The organism is Shewanella sp. DC2-4 (assembly GCF_013248875.1).
GTDB classification, from domain to species: Bacteria; Pseudomonadota; Gammaproteobacteria; order Enterobacterales; family Shewanellaceae; genus Shewanella; species Shewanella oncorhynchi.
The window spans coordinates 373,221-388,869 of the sequence record NZ_JABRVR010000002.1; the positions used below are offsets into that span (position 1 = coordinate 373,221).

General features: G+C 43.9%; 13 protein-coding genes and 2 pseudogenes. 5 read left to right on the forward strand and 10 right to left on the reverse strand.

Annotation, left to right across the window (positions count from 1 at the left end):
• Nucleotides 1-51 precede the first annotated feature (51 nt).
• The 8 genes and pseudogenes from HQQ92_RS02290 to radC all read right to left on the reverse strand — a co-directional run bounded on the left by HQQ92_RS02290 (nt 52) and on the right by radC (nt 3,929).
• Nucleotides 52-312, reverse strand: coding sequence for a hypothetical protein (locus HQQ92_RS02290; RefSeq protein ID WP_173242808.1), 261 nt, complete (start codon nt 310-312; stop codon nt 52-54).
• Nucleotides 313-388: 76 nt separating this feature from the next.
• Nucleotides 389-721, reverse strand: a complete 333-nt coding sequence (locus HQQ92_RS02295; RefSeq protein ID WP_173242810.1) for a hypothetical protein — start codon at nt 719-721, stop codon at nt 389-391.
• 81 nt (nt 722-802) lie between these two features.
• A pseudogene (locus tag HQQ92_RS02300) lies at nt 803-1,616 on the reverse strand (IS3 family transposase).
• Nucleotides 1,561-1,782: pseudogene (locus HQQ92_RS02305) on the reverse strand (site-specific integrase); the annotation flags it as partial. The pseudogenes HQQ92_RS02305 and HQQ92_RS02300, both read right to left, overlap by 56 nt.
• Nucleotides 1,783-1,921: 139 nt before the next feature.
• Nucleotides 1,922-2,335, reverse strand: a complete 414-nt coding sequence (locus HQQ92_RS02310) for a DUF2787 domain-containing protein (protein ID WP_173242812.1) — start codon at nt 2,333-2,335, stop codon at nt 1,922-1,924.
• Between the two features lie 242 nt (nt 2,336-2,577).
• On the reverse strand, nt 2,578-2,934 hold the full coding sequence (locus HQQ92_RS02315; RefSeq protein ID WP_173242814.1) for a type IV toxin-antitoxin system YeeU family antitoxin: 357 nt from the start codon (nt 2,932-2,934) through the stop codon (nt 2,578-2,580).
• Nucleotides 2,935-3,064: 130 nt separating this feature from the next.
• Nucleotides 3,065-3,427: a hypothetical protein gene (locus HQQ92_RS02320; protein WP_173242816.1), complete on the reverse strand. Its 363-nt coding sequence runs from the start codon at nt 3,425-3,427 to the stop codon at nt 3,065-3,067.
• A 37-nt stretch (nt 3,428-3,464) separates the two neighbouring features.
• A complete protein-coding gene (gene radC / locus HQQ92_RS02325) occupies nt 3,465-3,929 on the reverse strand; it encodes a DNA repair protein RadC (RefSeq protein WP_173242818.1) in 465 nt (154 codons plus the stop codon).
• 79 nt (nt 3,930-4,008) lie between these two features.
• Here radC and HQQ92_RS02330 point away from each other — a divergent pair.
• Together HQQ92_RS02330 and HQQ92_RS02335 are read left to right on the forward strand one after the other, a co-directional pair.
• Nucleotides 4,009-5,192, forward strand: a protein-coding gene (locus HQQ92_RS02330; RefSeq protein ID WP_113941724.1) for an IS3 family transposase whose coding sequence is annotated in 2 segments (ribosomal slippage) — nt 4,009-4,267 and nt 4,267-5,192 — 1,185 coding nt in all. Because the reading frame shifts where the segments join, the coding sequence is not laid out codon by codon here.
• A 179-nt stretch (nt 5,193-5,371) separates the two neighbouring features.
• Nucleotides 5,372-5,569: an AlpA family transcriptional regulator gene (locus HQQ92_RS02335; protein WP_011920077.1), complete on the forward strand. Its 198-nt coding sequence runs from the start codon at nt 5,372-5,374 to the stop codon at nt 5,567-5,569.
• 520 nt (nt 5,570-6,089) lie between these two features.
• Here the strand turns inward: HQQ92_RS02335 and HQQ92_RS02340 are convergent.
• Complete coding sequence (locus HQQ92_RS02340) at nt 6,090-7,376, reverse strand: LlaJI family restriction endonuclease (RefSeq protein ID WP_173242820.1); 1,287 nt, start codon at nt 7,374-7,376, stop codon at nt 6,090-6,092.
• Nucleotides 7,369-9,045, reverse strand: a complete 1,677-nt coding sequence (locus tag HQQ92_RS02345; RefSeq protein WP_217272601.1) for an AAA family ATPase — start codon at nt 9,043-9,045, stop codon at nt 7,369-7,371. The genes HQQ92_RS02340 and HQQ92_RS02345 overlap by 8 nt, the downstream gene beginning before the upstream one ends.
• Before the next feature lie 79 nt (nt 9,046-9,124).
• On the opposite strand from HQQ92_RS02345, the gene dcm reads away from it, so the two are divergent.
• The 3 genes from dcm to drmB all read left to right on the forward strand — a co-directional run bounded on the left by dcm (nt 9,125) and on the right by drmB (nt 15,649).
• Nucleotides 9,125-10,450: a DNA (cytosine-5-)-methyltransferase gene (gene dcm, locus HQQ92_RS02350; protein WP_173242822.1), complete on the forward strand. Its 1,326-nt coding sequence runs from the start codon at nt 9,125-9,127 to the stop codon at nt 10,448-10,450.
• A 283-nt stretch (nt 10,451-10,733) separates the two neighbouring features.
• Nucleotides 10,734-13,844 carry a helicase-related protein gene (locus HQQ92_RS02355; RefSeq protein ID WP_173242824.1) on the forward strand — a complete coding sequence of 1,037 codons (3,111 nt, stop codon included), beginning with the start codon at nt 10,734-10,736 and terminating at the stop codon, nt 13,842-13,844.
• Nucleotides 13,844-15,649, forward strand: a complete 1,806-nt coding sequence (drmB, locus tag HQQ92_RS02360; RefSeq protein ID WP_173242826.1) for a DUF1998 domain-containing protein — start codon at nt 13,844-13,846, stop codon at nt 15,647-15,649. Before HQQ92_RS02355 ends, drmB begins: the two co-directional genes overlap by 1 nt.

The window sequence follows — 15,649 nt, forward strand, 5'->3', positions numbered from 1 at the left end:
CTTTCATAGGCAGTCTGCATTCAGATAATACGTAGTACCAAAGTAATGGTGTTAAGCCAACTCATTAACTAATACAATCATTGAGTTATCATACCTTTTATTTCCTTGAATAACTCTATTGGCGTCGGTCTCGGCAGTGTACCAAGCCTGACCCAGCTCAGAATCTGGAGCCTGCTTGTAGGCCGCATAACATTCTGCGGGTTCCAAATCGTTTTCCTGAAAGTAAAGAACCGCTAATTCTAATCCCTCCTGTGCCAGATAGTCCGGAACATCACCAACACCTTCAGCTCCTAACTTAAATTTATTCATCATATTTTTCCTATACTTAATTTCGATTCAAGTGCTTGCAATTGCCTTTCCGAAATCCATCGGGATTGTGTACCCATGATTAATGCGCTGAGGCTAACTGTCTCAGATATGCCGTAAATTCAGAGGGGCTTTCAGTTGCCAGTACAACTTCACTCCCTTCACCCGCGTAGATTTCTGGCTCAGTATCAGTTCCTTCATTGGTGGCCGTCATTACGACATAGCGCTCTTGCTCATACTCTCGTTTTTCAGGTGCTTCATAGTCCACCCAAAGGACTAGGTACTGGGAACCTGCTTTAAAAGTAAAGCTAGGACAGACATCATTGTGCCAACTCTTATCAACCAACCAAGGGAATTCGGAATGGTTAAAGCCTAAATTAAAGCTTTCACCAAATTCTTGTTTGTATAGTGTCATTTTAAGATCCTCAATTTGTTTGCTGTATTATCAATTTTTAGTGATTAAGATCTTGTTGAAATGCAGGGGTGTGAATCGCCATTACTTCACTCGACAACTTTTAGCCTCATTGACATACTGATATGTATACTCTAACGGGGATAGTCCATTATTGGAACAATGCTATCGTTTCGGGTTGTAAACATCTCAATTTAACTAAACGAATCCATCTTTGCGTTGTCTCTAGTCGGATAGATTTTCCGCTTGTTAAGCTCGCCTTTCAGCAGTTGAACGAAGCTTTCTGCTACTGCGTTATCATGGCAATTTCCTCGACGACTTATGCAACCAATGCATGGGCACTCAGAAAATCGCTCCAATCGTGAGTTGTGTACTGGTTTCCCTGATCTGAATGAGCGCTTTACCATTAGGTTTTCGGCGCCATACCGCTATAAATAACGCATCTAACGCAAGTTCTTTTATGGTCCGACAGCCCATTGGCTAACCAATAATGCGACGCGAAAACAAGTTTCATCACTGCGCCAAGATAAAGCCAACCTTCATGTGTTTTGATGTATGTAATGTCCGTTTCCCAAGCTTTGTTAGGCGCTGACGGATTAAATTTCCGTTGTAAACGATTTGGAGTAAATACATGTTACTCAGCGCTAGGTTTACGATAGCCAACTTGTGCTCTCAGTACTGCTCGTTTAATGAGGCGATGAATTTCAGAGGACTCAGCTGATTGCATGAGGTCTTCCTCTGAATCAGAACCATAGCGCCGAACCCACCCATAAAGACTATGAGTGGTCGTACCCAAACACTGAGCAACGTCAGCAACAGTGTATCCGTTCCAGCGTCTTTTAGTTGAGTTTGATACTGGCAATTTTTCCGGTTTTGGATTTCTTAAAGATGAATCTATCGCCGTGGATGTCACTGAACTTAATTGAGAGTAAGTCAGAGATCCTAAGGGCGAGATTAAGGCCGATATTCCACACATCGGCCAGTTGTTGGTTAAACTGTCTTTCGAGCAGATAGCCGATAAGCTTAACGGTGTCTTGATCTTTAACTGCTTGAACTTCAGGCATGGTCATGTTCCTCTTTTTTACAATAGCGTTTTTGGGCACTTGCGTTGCGCAAAGCCTAATGGTTCAAGGATTTTAGTGTTCCCGTTTTATCGTTACGGGAACATGCAGGCGTTCAACAATCTTGAAATAACGATGCGGTTTAATCCAAACTAACCTGCACTTGATAGGCTCCCATCTGGTAGTAACTAACAAAGTTATCGCTGAATAACTTAATCAGCCCTTGTGATTCCCGCTCACCAATCCAGCCACTAAACAGGCTATAGACTTGTTTGCTGTTAAAGCAGATAGCGATGTCCTTAATCAGTTCAGGGAAAGGATGGCCACGAAATGCAAAGTCGGTGACGTAGACTAAACGCCAGTGATCTAGTTGTTTCTCAAGCCGGACTTCGACGGGATGAAAGCCGCCCGCTTCGGCGCTGTAATCAGGATCGCGAAAATTAAGGGTGATGGCGTTGGCGTCTTTTGGATCGACGTTGGCCAGTTCCTTTTCAATCACTTGGTAAAAACGATCGGGCATCGCTGGCTGTTGGTTACGCTTGATGGTTAATGTCATGGGATATTCCTTATTTAAAAACGGGCATACGCAAAAGCCAAGGCGCAGTCACGCCTTGGCTTTTGCTGTCTATGCGGCTGGGTTTATAAAACGGGTATTGGTCGAGCGGTTTTATATGAGTCGCTAAGGCTGCTTGATAGAGCTCTAAAGCTAGGGTTTAGGAAAAGGTGCTTACGGTTAGGGAATTGGTGCAGGCTTACGAGCTAGAACAAGTTATCGAGTGAGGGCGAAGTTGCTGGTGGTCAGTGGCTTAGCTTTGGTTTATCTTCGGTTTGATAAATCGTAATATACAAATAGCCGTGGCTGCCTAAGGTATCGGCCTCACAGGTAAAGCCTGCGTGTTCAATGCTAACGCAGTGCTGCTCAGTTGCATCAATCTCGCCGTTGGCCACCAGCTGCTCAAGCTGTTTAATCATGGTGGGAAAGGCCTCGACAAATTGTTGTTTAATTGCTGGTGGAAATTCACCGACAAAGCTTGCGCGGTCATGGAGATAATTCAAATGTAGGCTGCGTAAAATCAGTCTCGCACCAAAGCGGGGAGACACTTTACGGGGCAGGCCCCAGGCGTGCTCAATATCGAAAAGTTTAAGTGTTGTCATAGTGACCTCAATGGTTAAAGGATGAAACTAAGGGAGTGGCTTGCTTGTTAGCAGATTAGCGGGAGCGGTGATAAATACCTAGGCTAGTACAAGCGGTGAATACAGCTGGCTAGTGGGCTGGTAATCGTTTTTAGGTATGCACACTCCAATTAGGCTGTTCATTACTGCCATGGTTAAAGTACACGCCGTTGATCACCCGTTGCCATTCACCTGTTGGTACACCATAAATGTCACAGGGGCATACATAGCGACAAAAGGCAATCTCCTTAGGTAAGTGCTCAACCACATCACGGTGAAACACACTCAATACGGTTTTATGCAGCTTTGGATTTGGTACCACAATCGGCTTGCCAATCACTTGGCCCATGGCATTAAGTGGCCGCACAAACATCGGCAAAATTAGTTCAACTGCTAAGCGGTTACGCAATTCCGGAAACGCGGCGCAGGCCTCGGCAACACAGGCCTGTGAAAAACTATCGGTAAATTCAATCATGATGGACTCCTCGGAAAATGGTTGGCATTAACGCTGACTAGAGTAAACCACGCTCAGCAAAGGACACTGGCGTTCGACCAACCACGATATGGTCAAGTACACGCACATCGATAAGCGCTAGTGCATCGGTTAACCGTTTGGTGATGTGCTTATCCGCAGCTGAAGGTTCAGACTCGCCAGACGGGTGGTTATGGGCAAAAATCACCGCTGCCGCATTGACGGCCAATACCGCTTTAACCACTTCCCTTGGATAGACACTAGCAGCATCTAAAGTGCCAAAGAACAACTCTTTAAACTCCAGTAATTGATGCTGATTATCGAGCAGCATCACTGCAAACACCTCTCGTTCATAACCGCCGAGTTTGTAAGTTAAAAAATCCTTAGTGGCTTGAGGGTTGGTATAGGCGTCTTTCTTTACATAGCGCTCGGCAATGATATTGGCAGCAGAGGCAAGAACCTCATCGGCAGTTTGCGGCCAATGGTTGATCGGTTGGTTTAGCACTGGGGGTGTAGTGGCACACTGAATTTGGCCACCTAATAAGAAATGTTATGATCCACTCATAACCCATTTAGGTGACAACATGAATAAAAGTAAACGTGCACGATATAGTGCTGCAATTAAGCTCGAAACCGCTCAATTAGTCATAGATCAAGATTACACACAAGAAGCGGCGGCGAAAGCCATGAACGTGGGTAAATCAACGGTCAGTAAGTGGGTAACACAGCTTCAGGTTGAGCGCCAAGGGCTTGCTCCTAAAGCCTCACCCATGACACCTGAGCAAATTGAAATTAAGGCACTTAAACGTGAAATTGAACGGATTAATCTCGAAAAAGAAATCCTAAAAAAGGCTACCGCTCTATTGATGTCGGACTCGCTGAACAATTCTCGATAATCGAGAAACTCAATCAGAGCAACAAATACCCTATTTCAGTGTTATGCCATGTATTTAACGTGAACCGGAGTAGCTACCGTTATTGGGTGAGCCGTGAACTTGTAGCGACACCTGAACAGCGGATTTTAGAGTGTGAAATCAAAGCAATACACGCTGAAAGCAAACAGTCTGCTGGTGCAAGAAGTATCGCAACAATCGCCTCTGAACGTGGCTTTGCGTTAAGTCGTTATAGGGCGACTCGGTTAATGAAAAAGCTTGGATTAGTGAGCTGCCAACAACCCAAACACCGCTATAAGAAGGCTGAAAATGAGCATGTGACCATCCCTAATTTACTCAAGCGACAATTTGCCGTTGTCGAACCAAACACCGTTTGGTGTGGCGATGTGACGTATATTTGGGCGGGTAATCGTTGGTGTTATTTAGCAGTTGTGCTGGATTTATTTTCGAGAAAAGCCATTGGTTGGGCGATGTCATTTTCACCGGATACAGAGTTAACGGTGAAGGCCTTAGATATGGCCTTTGAATCTCGTGGGAAGCCTAAAAACCTGATATTTCATTCAGATCAAGGCTGTCATTATACCAGCCTGAAATACCGTCAGCGGCTGTGGAAATATCAAATCACCCAGAGCATGAGCCGTCGCGGTAACTGCTGGGATAATGCGCCAATGGAGCGGTTTTTCAGAAGTTTAAAAACGGAATGGCTCCCGACACAAGGCTACAAGAGTTTTAGCGAAGCTAAACAAGATGTGACCGATTACATCATTGGTTATTACTGTGAAGTCAGGCCACATCATTACAATGCAGGATTGAGCCCAAATGAATCAGAGCGACGATTTTGGGAAGATTCTAAAGCTGTGGCCAAATTTAGTTGACCACTACAGGGCTTTACGGATTGGGAGGACATCGCTTTTGTTGACATATCAGGCTCCTTGGAAGCGTTAGTGGGCTTATGCTTAGGAGTGATATATATCTGAAAATATTTGGAAATAAGGAATAAGTTAAAAATTACTAGAAGGGCATATGTAATGAGACAATAACCGAGAAACTCATCATGAAACTAATTCGCCTTACTAAAGTTATGGACTACACTGGTCTAGCACGTTCCACTATCTACAAGTACATCGCAGAAGGAACATTTCCCAAACCGGTGTCACTTGGTAGCCGAGCTGCTGCATGGGTAGAAAGTGAAGTGCAAGAATGGATTTTAACAAGAATAGAGGAGCGAGATGCCCAAAGTGCAACCGTTTAAGCTCATACCAACATCCGTTTTACTGCGCATTCATTAAGTTCAGAATATCCCTTACAACTTCCCGCCTTCAAAGGCTAAGAATGTCCCTCATGGTTAGATTGAAATGCTTTTTCTTGGCTGAATCCCTCTATAAGTAAGCCTATGAGCAATAACTAAAAAATAACCTAACTAAACCAAGGGAGCGACCGAAAACAAGCTAGGATAGGACAAAAGTCAAAGTTTACCTAGTTACTATTGTAATAACACCTCCAATCAAGATGTATTAAGCACTTGAATGGCAGAGGCTATTCAAGCTGGGCACTCACTGACGTATAGACAAGCGCATCGCCCTCACCGGCATGCGCCTGTCTTGTCGCCCTGATGAACAACACAGGGGGGGGCACCCCCTCTCAGTTAAAGCGTTTAACTCCAGTTATGTTTCAAAAGACGAGGAGCATGGGTATGTAAATACATGCCCATGCTCCTTAACTTGATTTTAGAAACAAAGCCGTGTCGATTTGCAAAGTGTCCACTATGACGACTAAAAGCACTTCAACAGTTTTTGCGTCAAATCTTTTAAATACCTTCCCTTGGAATAATTCTCTATTAATTCAATCGGATCTTGATAGATGCATTGAATAGGAGGGTAATCTATGTCTAAACAGTCGCTTTCGGTGAACTGCTTTTTTTGCCCCTTCTTAGCCATATGTATTGATTGAATATTTCCCGATTTACCGGGGAATATGAAGATGTTTGTTATGTCCTCTACATTATCCACGAGGATGCTCATAGCTTTAGCGTAATAGAACTGCTTAACAATGTCCGACAACTGAGGAGATGTACGAACATTGTGTGCGCTGTAATACTTTGCATCTACAATGACATACTTTTGAGCTGTAGGATGTTTTAAAACTGTATCTGTTCGCTGTCCTTTAGCTGAAGCTAAAATGTAGTTGCCAGAAATTTTGAATAATGGAGCGAGAAGTCGATGATTAACGCTTTCTTTGTGCATCAGGCAGCAATCTAACATTCTTTCCCAGAAGCCGTGACACTCTCGGATCCCTATGACTAAATCGCTGCTATCATCACCACGTTTCTTCTCCAGATATTGAATTAACCCTTTCAAAAGGGAAATGTCTCGATCTGAATAAGACATATAAAGCTCTCTATTCAACATCTGTATTTGGGTCTCAATACCATACGAAATACTCGGTATTGATGATAACTCCTGTAACGGTACATCTGGTTTTGGGAACGCTATCCAACCGGCCTTATTGCAGATTTCTCTAACAATCTGAGCATGAATTCTACTTATGTCGCTATTTTGATCGACTAACTTTCTTGAACCAATCACATCAGGATAAAAGACGCTGTCACTAATGATAAATGCGGTTCTCTGATTAATGGTTCTTTTCCAGTCCGTCTTGCCTAGGTTAAGTCTGTGTTCTTCGATCCTCTGTGCATAAATACCATTAAGGACGAAGTCATCAAGCAGTTTTACAATCAATGATATACTGTCACTGCCAACGATTTCTTTGCCATTATCAGCTGTCTCAGTAGCAGCGTCTGCGGATAACTTATATCGCTGAATAGCCTTTAATAAATTACGAGCTAATTCAGGGCGTTTCAAACTACTACTAATCTTACTGTTACGTGGCAAAAATATGGCAGTAATACTCGCATAGGTTATCAACCCGCAAAAATGCACGTATACACTGCCGTGGGGAATCAACCCTTTTTCTTTCATTGAGCAAAAGAGCTCTTTAGGCAAGCTACTTAATAATGCTCGGTCATTAAAAATTTCAAACGCGAATTCAGAATCACTCATTTTCTGCAGTTTCTTCCGGCTCTGAAACTCCAGCAATGAGATCAACTGCTGAGCTGAAATCCTCCTCAAGCTCTTCACAGAACACCGAACAGTTATCCTTATAACCTCTAACTAGATCACCAAAAGTACCGTAGTCAGCAATGTTGAAAATTTCTTCTCTTCGACCATGACGAAGAACATCATCCCATAAATAAACAAACAACTTTCCGCATAAAGAATTTATTGCAGCTTCTGGCGTAGACAACTCTATTTCAGCAAGGAAACGATGACCGAGCAAGCGATCTTCTGGGACTCCTAGGTTTTGCAAGCGTAGGTTAATGATCTTTGCAAATGTAGCCCATTCAATACTAACAGTACCTGAAGACAATGGAACGATAAGCTGCCCTTGGGTAGCTTTTGAGTAGTCAATCTGTATGTATTCAAAGCTCCACCTGCGTTTAAATGCAGTATCCATAGGTTTTACAGCTTGGTCGCTACTGTTCATCGTTGCCATCAAAAATAAGTTTGAAGGTAGTGACAAGCTAGTTACAGGGGTTGGTAATTGACTGTTGATGTACTCAAGCATATCTGGGTCAGATAACTCAATTTCGTATTCACTGCTTCCATCAGCTTTACGATCGAGTAACTGAAATAATTCGCCAAAAACGGCAGCAGCTGGAGCTCGGTTTATTTCCTCGATGACTAAGTACACAGGAGCCGATGTACTTTTTAGCTTTTCAGCTTCAATGAATGCCTTAGTAAATGGACCTGGACGAAATTCATACGTAATTATTGGATCACCCAAGCTACTGGTCGCTGTTTTGGGTTTTAAAGAGCCCACAAAATCTGAGTACTGCGTATCTGGATGAAACACCGTTCTGATCTGTTTAGCCTGACTAATTTCAGCCTTTATCTTATAACTCTTACCGGTTCCCGGAGCACCATAATAAATTCTGTTAGTACCACCTTTCGGATTAGTTGTGGGCAGTGAAACTGCAGTTGAATCGATATGAACAGGAACAAGCAAACTTGGGTCTAAAGAATCAAAATAGCGAGTAAGATCCTGCGAAATGACAAATGCCTCAGCTATTGTGTATAAGCGATCTGAGTTTGCAACAATTACTCGAGCAGCCAAATATAGAGATGAATTGTATGTATCAGTTCTATCTAATGTTTTACCATTCATTTGCTCAGATGAGATCAACGGTTTAAACCACCAGTCTCTATCAGATAGTAGTTTATTAATGTAAATTTGTTCTTGAGTACTATAGTTGCTCAAAATGTAACCATTTAAATCTTCCATGATGGGAGATGAGTTTTGCAAGAAACCTTGGCTGGGACATAGTTTCAAAACACTATTTATGTCGTCGGTACTGTAGCCTTTAGTTTTTTTCAAATAGTCCTTTAAACTCGTTACAAATACCCTATATTCGTTTAAAGCTTCTTTTAAATCTCTGAATGCGTATCCATACCATAGCCACGATGAAGGTATATCTGCTCTTAAGCCTTTGTTATTTATAAGCCTTATAGAGTAAGCGCTTAATTCAAACGTAGAACCATTTTCCGCCTGCTCAAGTGCTGGTTGTAAAATAGCCTTCAATTCAGCATTTATGAAAATGTCTGATTTAGATGGGATTGTGTCGAAGGTGTTACGACATCTAGTAATTAACTCATTAAGATCTTTTAGCACAGCAGTTCCTTGCCTGTTTTAATATACAGTGTTAACATCCAGGATTAAAACCGGATAAGTAGACGCAGAAATTTAAGACATGACTACATCATTCGAATCAAAATCTGAATATATCAGAAACATAAGAGAAAACCTCGGGCTTGGACGCACAGAATTCGCAAATTTGTTGGGGATGTCATCGACGGGAGAGAGGACTGTCAGAGGGTGGGAAGAAGCAGAGCATGTCCCTACTTCCGTTAAGTGGAACGCAATTCTAGAGCTAGAAAGAGTAATGAAAGCTCACCTTGAAAACGCACCTTTCAGGCAAGATCCTGCATTCAATAACAGATTTAAATTCATTGATTTATTCGCAGGAATCGGTGGTATTCGTCTTCCTTTTCAGAGGCTTGGTGGTAAATGTGTATTTACTTCTGAATGGGATAAATTCGCGCAAAAAACCTATCTCGCAAATTATGGTGAAATGCCTAATGGGGATATTACACAGATTAAGGCTGCCGATATCGAAGACCACGATGTATTACTTGGTGGTTTCCCTTGTCAGGCCTTCTCTCAGGCAGGACTGAAACAGGGCTTCAGTGATACCCGTGGGACAATGTTTTTTGAAATTCAAAGAATACTGGTAGAAAAAAGACCCAAAGCTTTTTTACTTGAAAACGTTAAGCAGTTAAAGGGGCACGATAAAGGCCGAACTCTCAAGACAATTGTTGACATTTTAAAGGGCAACAATAATCAAGAGCTTCCTAAAGATATCCCTATTAGCGAGGAAGCACGAAATGCACTTACCCAAAAATTAAATTACTGGGTTGATTTTAAAGTTCTTCGTGCAGCTGACTTTGGCGCGCCGCAAAACCGAGAGCGAATCTTCATTGTAGGGTTTGATAAAGATTACTTTGGTGACTTGGATTTCAATGAAATTTTCAAGTGGCCAACACCACAGTGCACGCCAACCAGAGTCGGTGACATTCTCCAAACTCGTGCTGAACTGATGGCTGATGAAGCTAAACATAGAAAAGATGTTTACACCATTTCAGATAAGTTATGGGCTGGCCATAGGAAACGCAAGAAAGAGCACGAGAATAAGGGGAATGGATTTGGCTATACGCTTTACAATGCCGACAGCGAATACACAAATACAATAAGTGCCAGATACTACAAAGACGGTTCTGAAATTCTCATTGACCAAACTGAAGTTGATAAAAATCCCAGAAAGCTAACTCCAAGGGAGTGTGCAAGGCTTCAGGGATTCCCAGAGAACTTTATTGTTGATGCTGTGTCGCAAGGACAGATCTACAAACAGTTTGGAAACTCGGTTTGCGTGAAGGTCATTGAAGCGGTTGCAGAAAAAATGGTTTCTACACTTAAAGTCGCTGAAAAAATCAAAACCTTGCAAGTGGATGTGGCCTAGGGGCTTAATTTTCTTGAAAAAATGGGTGTAAATACGCCCATTTTTCTTGTCAGTATACATATTATCAAATTGAAACTTCCTATTCCCCCTCTTTAACACGTTAGCAAGCTAGCATATTTAATACTAACAATATCAATCATTAGGAAAAAATTGATATTATCAGTACAATATAACGCACTAATTTTAAACAATTAGTTAGTGTACAGTATAAAAATTTGCCTTATAGATTTTCCCCTTCATCAGGAAGAAAGCTGTAACAGCCATAGGAATGCAGAGAGTTCTAATGAACGAGTTTACTGAAGCAAGGCTTGCTCTGATTAATTTTTTAAAACAACAGCTTATAGGCCCAGTTGACGGTGCAGAGGAAATATTAAAGGATGCACCACACAAACGTTATCTGATGGGGACGCTTTTCCCTTCCGCCGCATGTGTAGATGATAGCAATGATGATAAGGATGAGGATTCAACAACCGAAGCGCTTGCCAATGACTTTAAGCCGTCTTCAATGGCAATGTCATTTGCTATGCAGGCAAACACATCCTTAAAGCTGAGTATTTCAGCAGGCCGTTACTACAAAGGAAATATGCCGGCTTGGCAACGTTATGAGCTTCTGCATGAAGAAAAGTTAGACTCACTGACGAACCGAAAGATAGAGATATTTGATGGGCGTGGCCGTTTGGATATAAAAGTCAGGACATTGGCTACAGGTAAAATTGTCACGATTGCACTGTCAAATAACGCGAGTTCTGGAGAGCGACTCGATCCTGAGCAATGTCTTTATCAATGTGGTATCCATGTTTCGGTGCTGGAAGGAAATATTCGTGAGTACCCCTGCAGTGACAGGTTCAAACTTGATGATGAACAGCAGGAGCTGAACCTGACATACAGAAAGCGCATCCCATGGGCTGTGGGGCATGGAGTCGCAGTAGACTGGTCCTTTGATGAAGGATCTTACCCGACCTCACTTTATACTGAGACAATGCCCACTCATGAGGTTAAGGACTTCAGCACAGATATCGATCAGGAAAAGTATCCCGACCTTGATCCTAGCATTCTTAGCATAACGCGAATAGCTGATACTGACGCAGCCACTGACTCTCAGCTTCTTGCCGGTTACCAGCAACTGATCAATGTTTACCGGACATGGATCTACGAACTGGATGGTGAGCTGCTTGACGAGCGATATCTTGCAGCAAAAGAGCGCATTATTCAGAGACTGAAAAATGCCGCTCATCGGATGGAAAACGGGGTATCCCGACTGCAACAGTCACCGGTTGCCATGGAAGCGTTCCGAATGGCAAACAAAGCGATGCTGATGCAGATGATCCATAGCGGTAAAAAATATGCCGGCGAGTCCAAACCTAGGGATGTCGCCTTTGAGCAGCCTGACTATTTTTCCTCAGAAGTAGTAGCAAACTTCAGATGGCGTCCCTTTCAACTGGCATTCCAGTTGCTTGTTCTCGAGTCCCTTATTCCTGATGAAACCGGAAAATACGCTAAATCCCATGATGAGGTGGATCTTCTGTGGTTCCCGACAGGGGGCGGTAAAACGGAAGCTTATCTGGCTGTAGCAGCATGGGAATTGATATACCGCCGTCTGACAAAAGGGGAGAAAGGGGCGGGAACAGCAGTGATAAAGCGCTATACGCTTCGACTACTGACATCTCAGCAATTCCAGAGGGCAGGGAGTCTTATTTGTGCTCTGGACAAAATGCGCAAAAGTGACGAAAGGCTGGGAGATAGCCACTTCTCTCTGGGGCTCTGGGCCGGAGAAGGAAGCACTCCAAACAACTTTAAAGATGCGCACGGTAAGTTTGTCTTAGCACGTGACGACCATGAACCCGAGAACTGCTTTCAGCTCCAGCACTGCCCGTGGTGTGGCACTGAAATAATACCAAAAGCTTACACCTCAGATGATAATGCTTATGGGATTCGCGCCAACCCTGACAGCAAGTTTGAATTCTTCTGCCCAAACGAAACTTGCGATTTTCACGATCATCTGCCAATACAGGTTGTCGACGATGCACTGTATCGTACCCCTCCTAGCCTTCTGATTGGCACGATCGATAAATTTGCTCGCCTGACATGGAAAGCCGAGGCTGCCGCGTTTTTTGGTGACAGAAAGGTACTTCCACCCAGCCTGATCATTCAGGATGAGTTGCATCTTATTTCTGGGCCCCTAGGGACAATAGCCGGCATTTATGAGGCGGGGTTTGATACCATCATGGAAGTGCTTGGCCAAAAGCCCAAAATTATTGCTGCTACCGCAACCATCCGCGCGGCAAACCAGCAAAGCGTCAGACTGTTTGGTCGCAAGGTCAATGTGTTTCCACCTTCCGGTACCGATCAGGCGGACTCATTTTTTTCCAAGGAAGAGCAAAGCAAACCTGGCCGTATGTATGTTGGAGTAATGCCATCCGGTCATACTGGGCAGACATCACTGATCCAGACCAGTGCAGCAGCACTGCTGGCACCCTATGAGCTAGGCTTTGATAATATGCTGCTGGACAGTTACTGGACGCTGCCTATCTATCACAACAGCCGGCGCGAACTGGGCAAAACCATGACCCTAGGAAGGGATGATATTCCGGAACGTATCAAGGTTATATCAAAGAACAAGCATGATACTCGAGTAATAAACAGTGTCGAAGAGCTCAGTGCTGGCGTAAAGGGGGCAAAAATCCCTGAAGTATTGGAAAACCTCAGTAAAACCGTTCCTGACGCTGTCGACATTTTGCCGTGCACCAATATGATTTCTGTTGGTGTCGATATTGAGCGACTTGGCATGATGGTTATTACCGGTCAGCCAAAATCTACCGCAGAGTATATTCAGGCTTCCAGCCGAGTCGGACGAAGTAAAAAGCGCCCCCCAGGCATTGTAATCACTCAATATTCACCAACAAAGCCTCGCGATCGCTCACACTACGAGACGTTCAAAAGCTATCATCAGGCGCTCTATCGCTATGTCGAGCCTACCAGCATTACGCCATGGGCCAAGCCTGCGCTTGAGCGTGCATTACACGCCTCTCTCATTGCTGCAGTCCGAGTTACCGGCTATTTGAGAAAGAACGAAAGCGCACGCTATTTGGACACCACTCACGCAGACTTTGTCAGCATAGCTACTGTCTTGAAGAAACGCATCGAGCAGGCAATGGAAGGCATACCAGAGAACGAACAGCTAGAAACGCTGAGTTATTTGGATTCAATCATTGGTATATGGCAGGATCGCTGTAACCGAAAGTCTAAGCCTCTGACACATTATGACGCAGACAAGCAATTTCAGCCACTGATTCAATCATTTGAAAACGCTTCACATTCAGAAGCTTGGCGCACACTTAACTCAATGCGTAATGTTGATACTCAGACACATCTGTTTATCCGAGGAGAGAACTAATGGCCGACTCAAAGCATGCATACCGCAGTTCTCAACTGATCACCCCCTTTGGTCCTGGTGCCATCATTGAGCTAGGCGATGAATCTTTAGTACTCGCAGATCCCTCGTACTGGCCTAAACGGTTGGAAGAGGTAAAACTGGAACGATTAGCGCGAGAGGCAGGTGTATGGGCGTTAAAAAAACCACCGGTCATTAAGGATAAAAGAGAAGAGCCAGGCCCCTATAATGCCCTGATGACAGTTCGCTTTCCCAAATGGATGTTCTGCCCTCGCTGCAAAAAAATGGAGCTTTGGAAGCCTGAAACTGGGAAAAAAAACGCTGAAGGCATACCTGTTTGTCCTAACCGTGCATGCAAACAGAAAGTCCTAGCGCCAATGCGTTTTGTGGCAGCCTGCCAGCACGGGCATCTCCAGGATGTTCCTTGGGTTTACTGGGCTCATAAAAAAAGTAAGCAGAATACCTGCGAGCACCCGGAACTGTATTTTTTGTCAAATCCTGAAAAAGGTAGTGGACTGGATGCGTTATACGTGGAGTGTAAAAACCCTGAGTGTGGCAGTCAGAATTCACTGACAGAGATCATGAGCCAGCATGCTCTTATGGGGGTTAAGTGTGACGACAAGCAGCCTTGGGAAAGTAAAAAACTCAGCGACAGAGAGTGCCCAGAACCTCTGAATGTATTGCAGCGAGGAGCTAGTAACCTCTACTACCCAATCATTCGTTCCGCATTAGACATTCCGCATAGCGGGAGAAGTGTAGGAAACTCAATCTATGCAAAGCTCAAAGAGTCCAACGAGTTCGAATCGCTTATTAGGGCTTTGGATGGCGGCAAGGAAAGATTGATTCAGGCTTATGCTGCTGAAATTGGTGAAGAATTTGATTTAACGATAGAGCAGGTTATTAATGCTGTTAAAGGTAAAGGGCGGGAAGAACGAACGTTCAAAATACCCAAAGATGAAGATCTGAGAGTCGCTGAATGGGAGCTCTTTTCATCAGAAAGCATTGAAACGAAAGAGACTGAGACGTTCAAAGCGAAAGTAGCCAAATGGGCTGACAATCACACGTTCGGATTCGAGAATGTATTTCGTCGTGTAGTCCTGCTTGAAAAGCTACGCGAAGTCCGCGCATTCTGTGGTTTTGAACGGGTTATTCCGGGCAATACCTCTGTCAGTCCGAAAACTGCGACCATTACTCATTCTTGGCTTCCGGCCACTGAAGTCTATGGTGAAGGAATATTCATCGAAGTAAACAGCAATGTGCTCAGTGCTTGGGAGAACCATATGGCCCCTGAACTGAAAAAGCGTATTGCCACGTTACAGAAAAATCATGCGAGTCTTAGCTCCACCTACCTGCCAGAACCAAACGTGAAATTCCTGATCCTTCACACACTGGCTCATATACTTATTCGCCAGTTAAGTTTTGAGAGTGGGTATTCAAGTGGCTCTCTGAGAGAACGGATATACGCAGCGGACGGGCAGGCAGGTCTTCTTATATACACGGCAGATGGTGATTCTGAAGGAAGTCTCGGCGGCCTAGTGCAGCAGGGTGAAGCTAACAGACTATTTCCGGCGCTACTGGCCGCCTTGGAAGCAGCACATTGGTGTTCAAATGACCCTGTGTGCAGTGAAAAACAAGATACAGGGATTATGGGGCTGAACCAAGCGGCCTGTCATTCATGTTCCATCATCTCTGAAACAAGCTGTGAAAATAACAACCTGCTTCTGGACCGGAAAATCCTGATTGGAAATGACGAATATGAAGGTTTTTTCACGGATATAGTCACTGCAGCACAAGAGGCATTGAGTTAG

Excerpts from the sequence above, each read along its gene's own strand:
- HQQ92_RS02355 (WP_173242824.1), top strand. The coding sequence starts at position 10,734 with ATGAACGAGTTTACTGAAGCAAGGCTTGCTCTGATTAATTTTTTAAAA.
- HQQ92_RS02310 (WP_173242812.1), bottom strand. The coding sequence starts at position 2,335 with ATGACATTAACCATCAAGCGTAACCAACAGCCAGCGATGCCCGATCGT.
- HQQ92_RS02290 (WP_173242808.1), bottom strand. The coding sequence starts at position 312 with ATGATGAATAAATTTAAGTTAGGAGCTGAAGGTGTTGGTGATGTTCCG.
- HQQ92_RS02295 (WP_173242810.1), bottom strand. The coding sequence starts at position 721 with ATGACACTATACAAACAAGAATTTGGTGAAAGCTTTAATTTAGGCTTT.
- HQQ92_RS02320 (WP_173242816.1), bottom strand. The coding sequence starts at position 3,427 with ATGATTGAATTTACCGATAGTTTTTCACAGGCCTGTGTTGCCGAGGCC.
- HQQ92_RS02340 (WP_173242820.1), bottom strand. The coding sequence starts at position 7,376 with ATGAGTGATTCTGAATTCGCGTTTGAAATTTTTAATGACCGAGCATTA.
- drmB (WP_173242826.1), top strand. The coding sequence starts at position 13,844 with ATGGCCGACTCAAAGCATGCATACCGCAGTTCTCAACTGATCACCCCC.
- dcm (WP_173242822.1), top strand. The coding sequence starts at position 9,125 with ATGACTACATCATTCGAATCAAAATCTGAATATATCAGAAACATAAGA.
- HQQ92_RS02335 (WP_011920077.1), top strand. The coding sequence starts at position 5,372 with ATGAAACTAATTCGCCTTACTAAAGTTATGGACTACACTGGTCTAGCA.
- HQQ92_RS02315 (WP_173242814.1), bottom strand. The coding sequence starts at position 2,934 with ATGACAACACTTAAACTTTTCGATATTGAGCACGCCTGGGGCCTGCCC.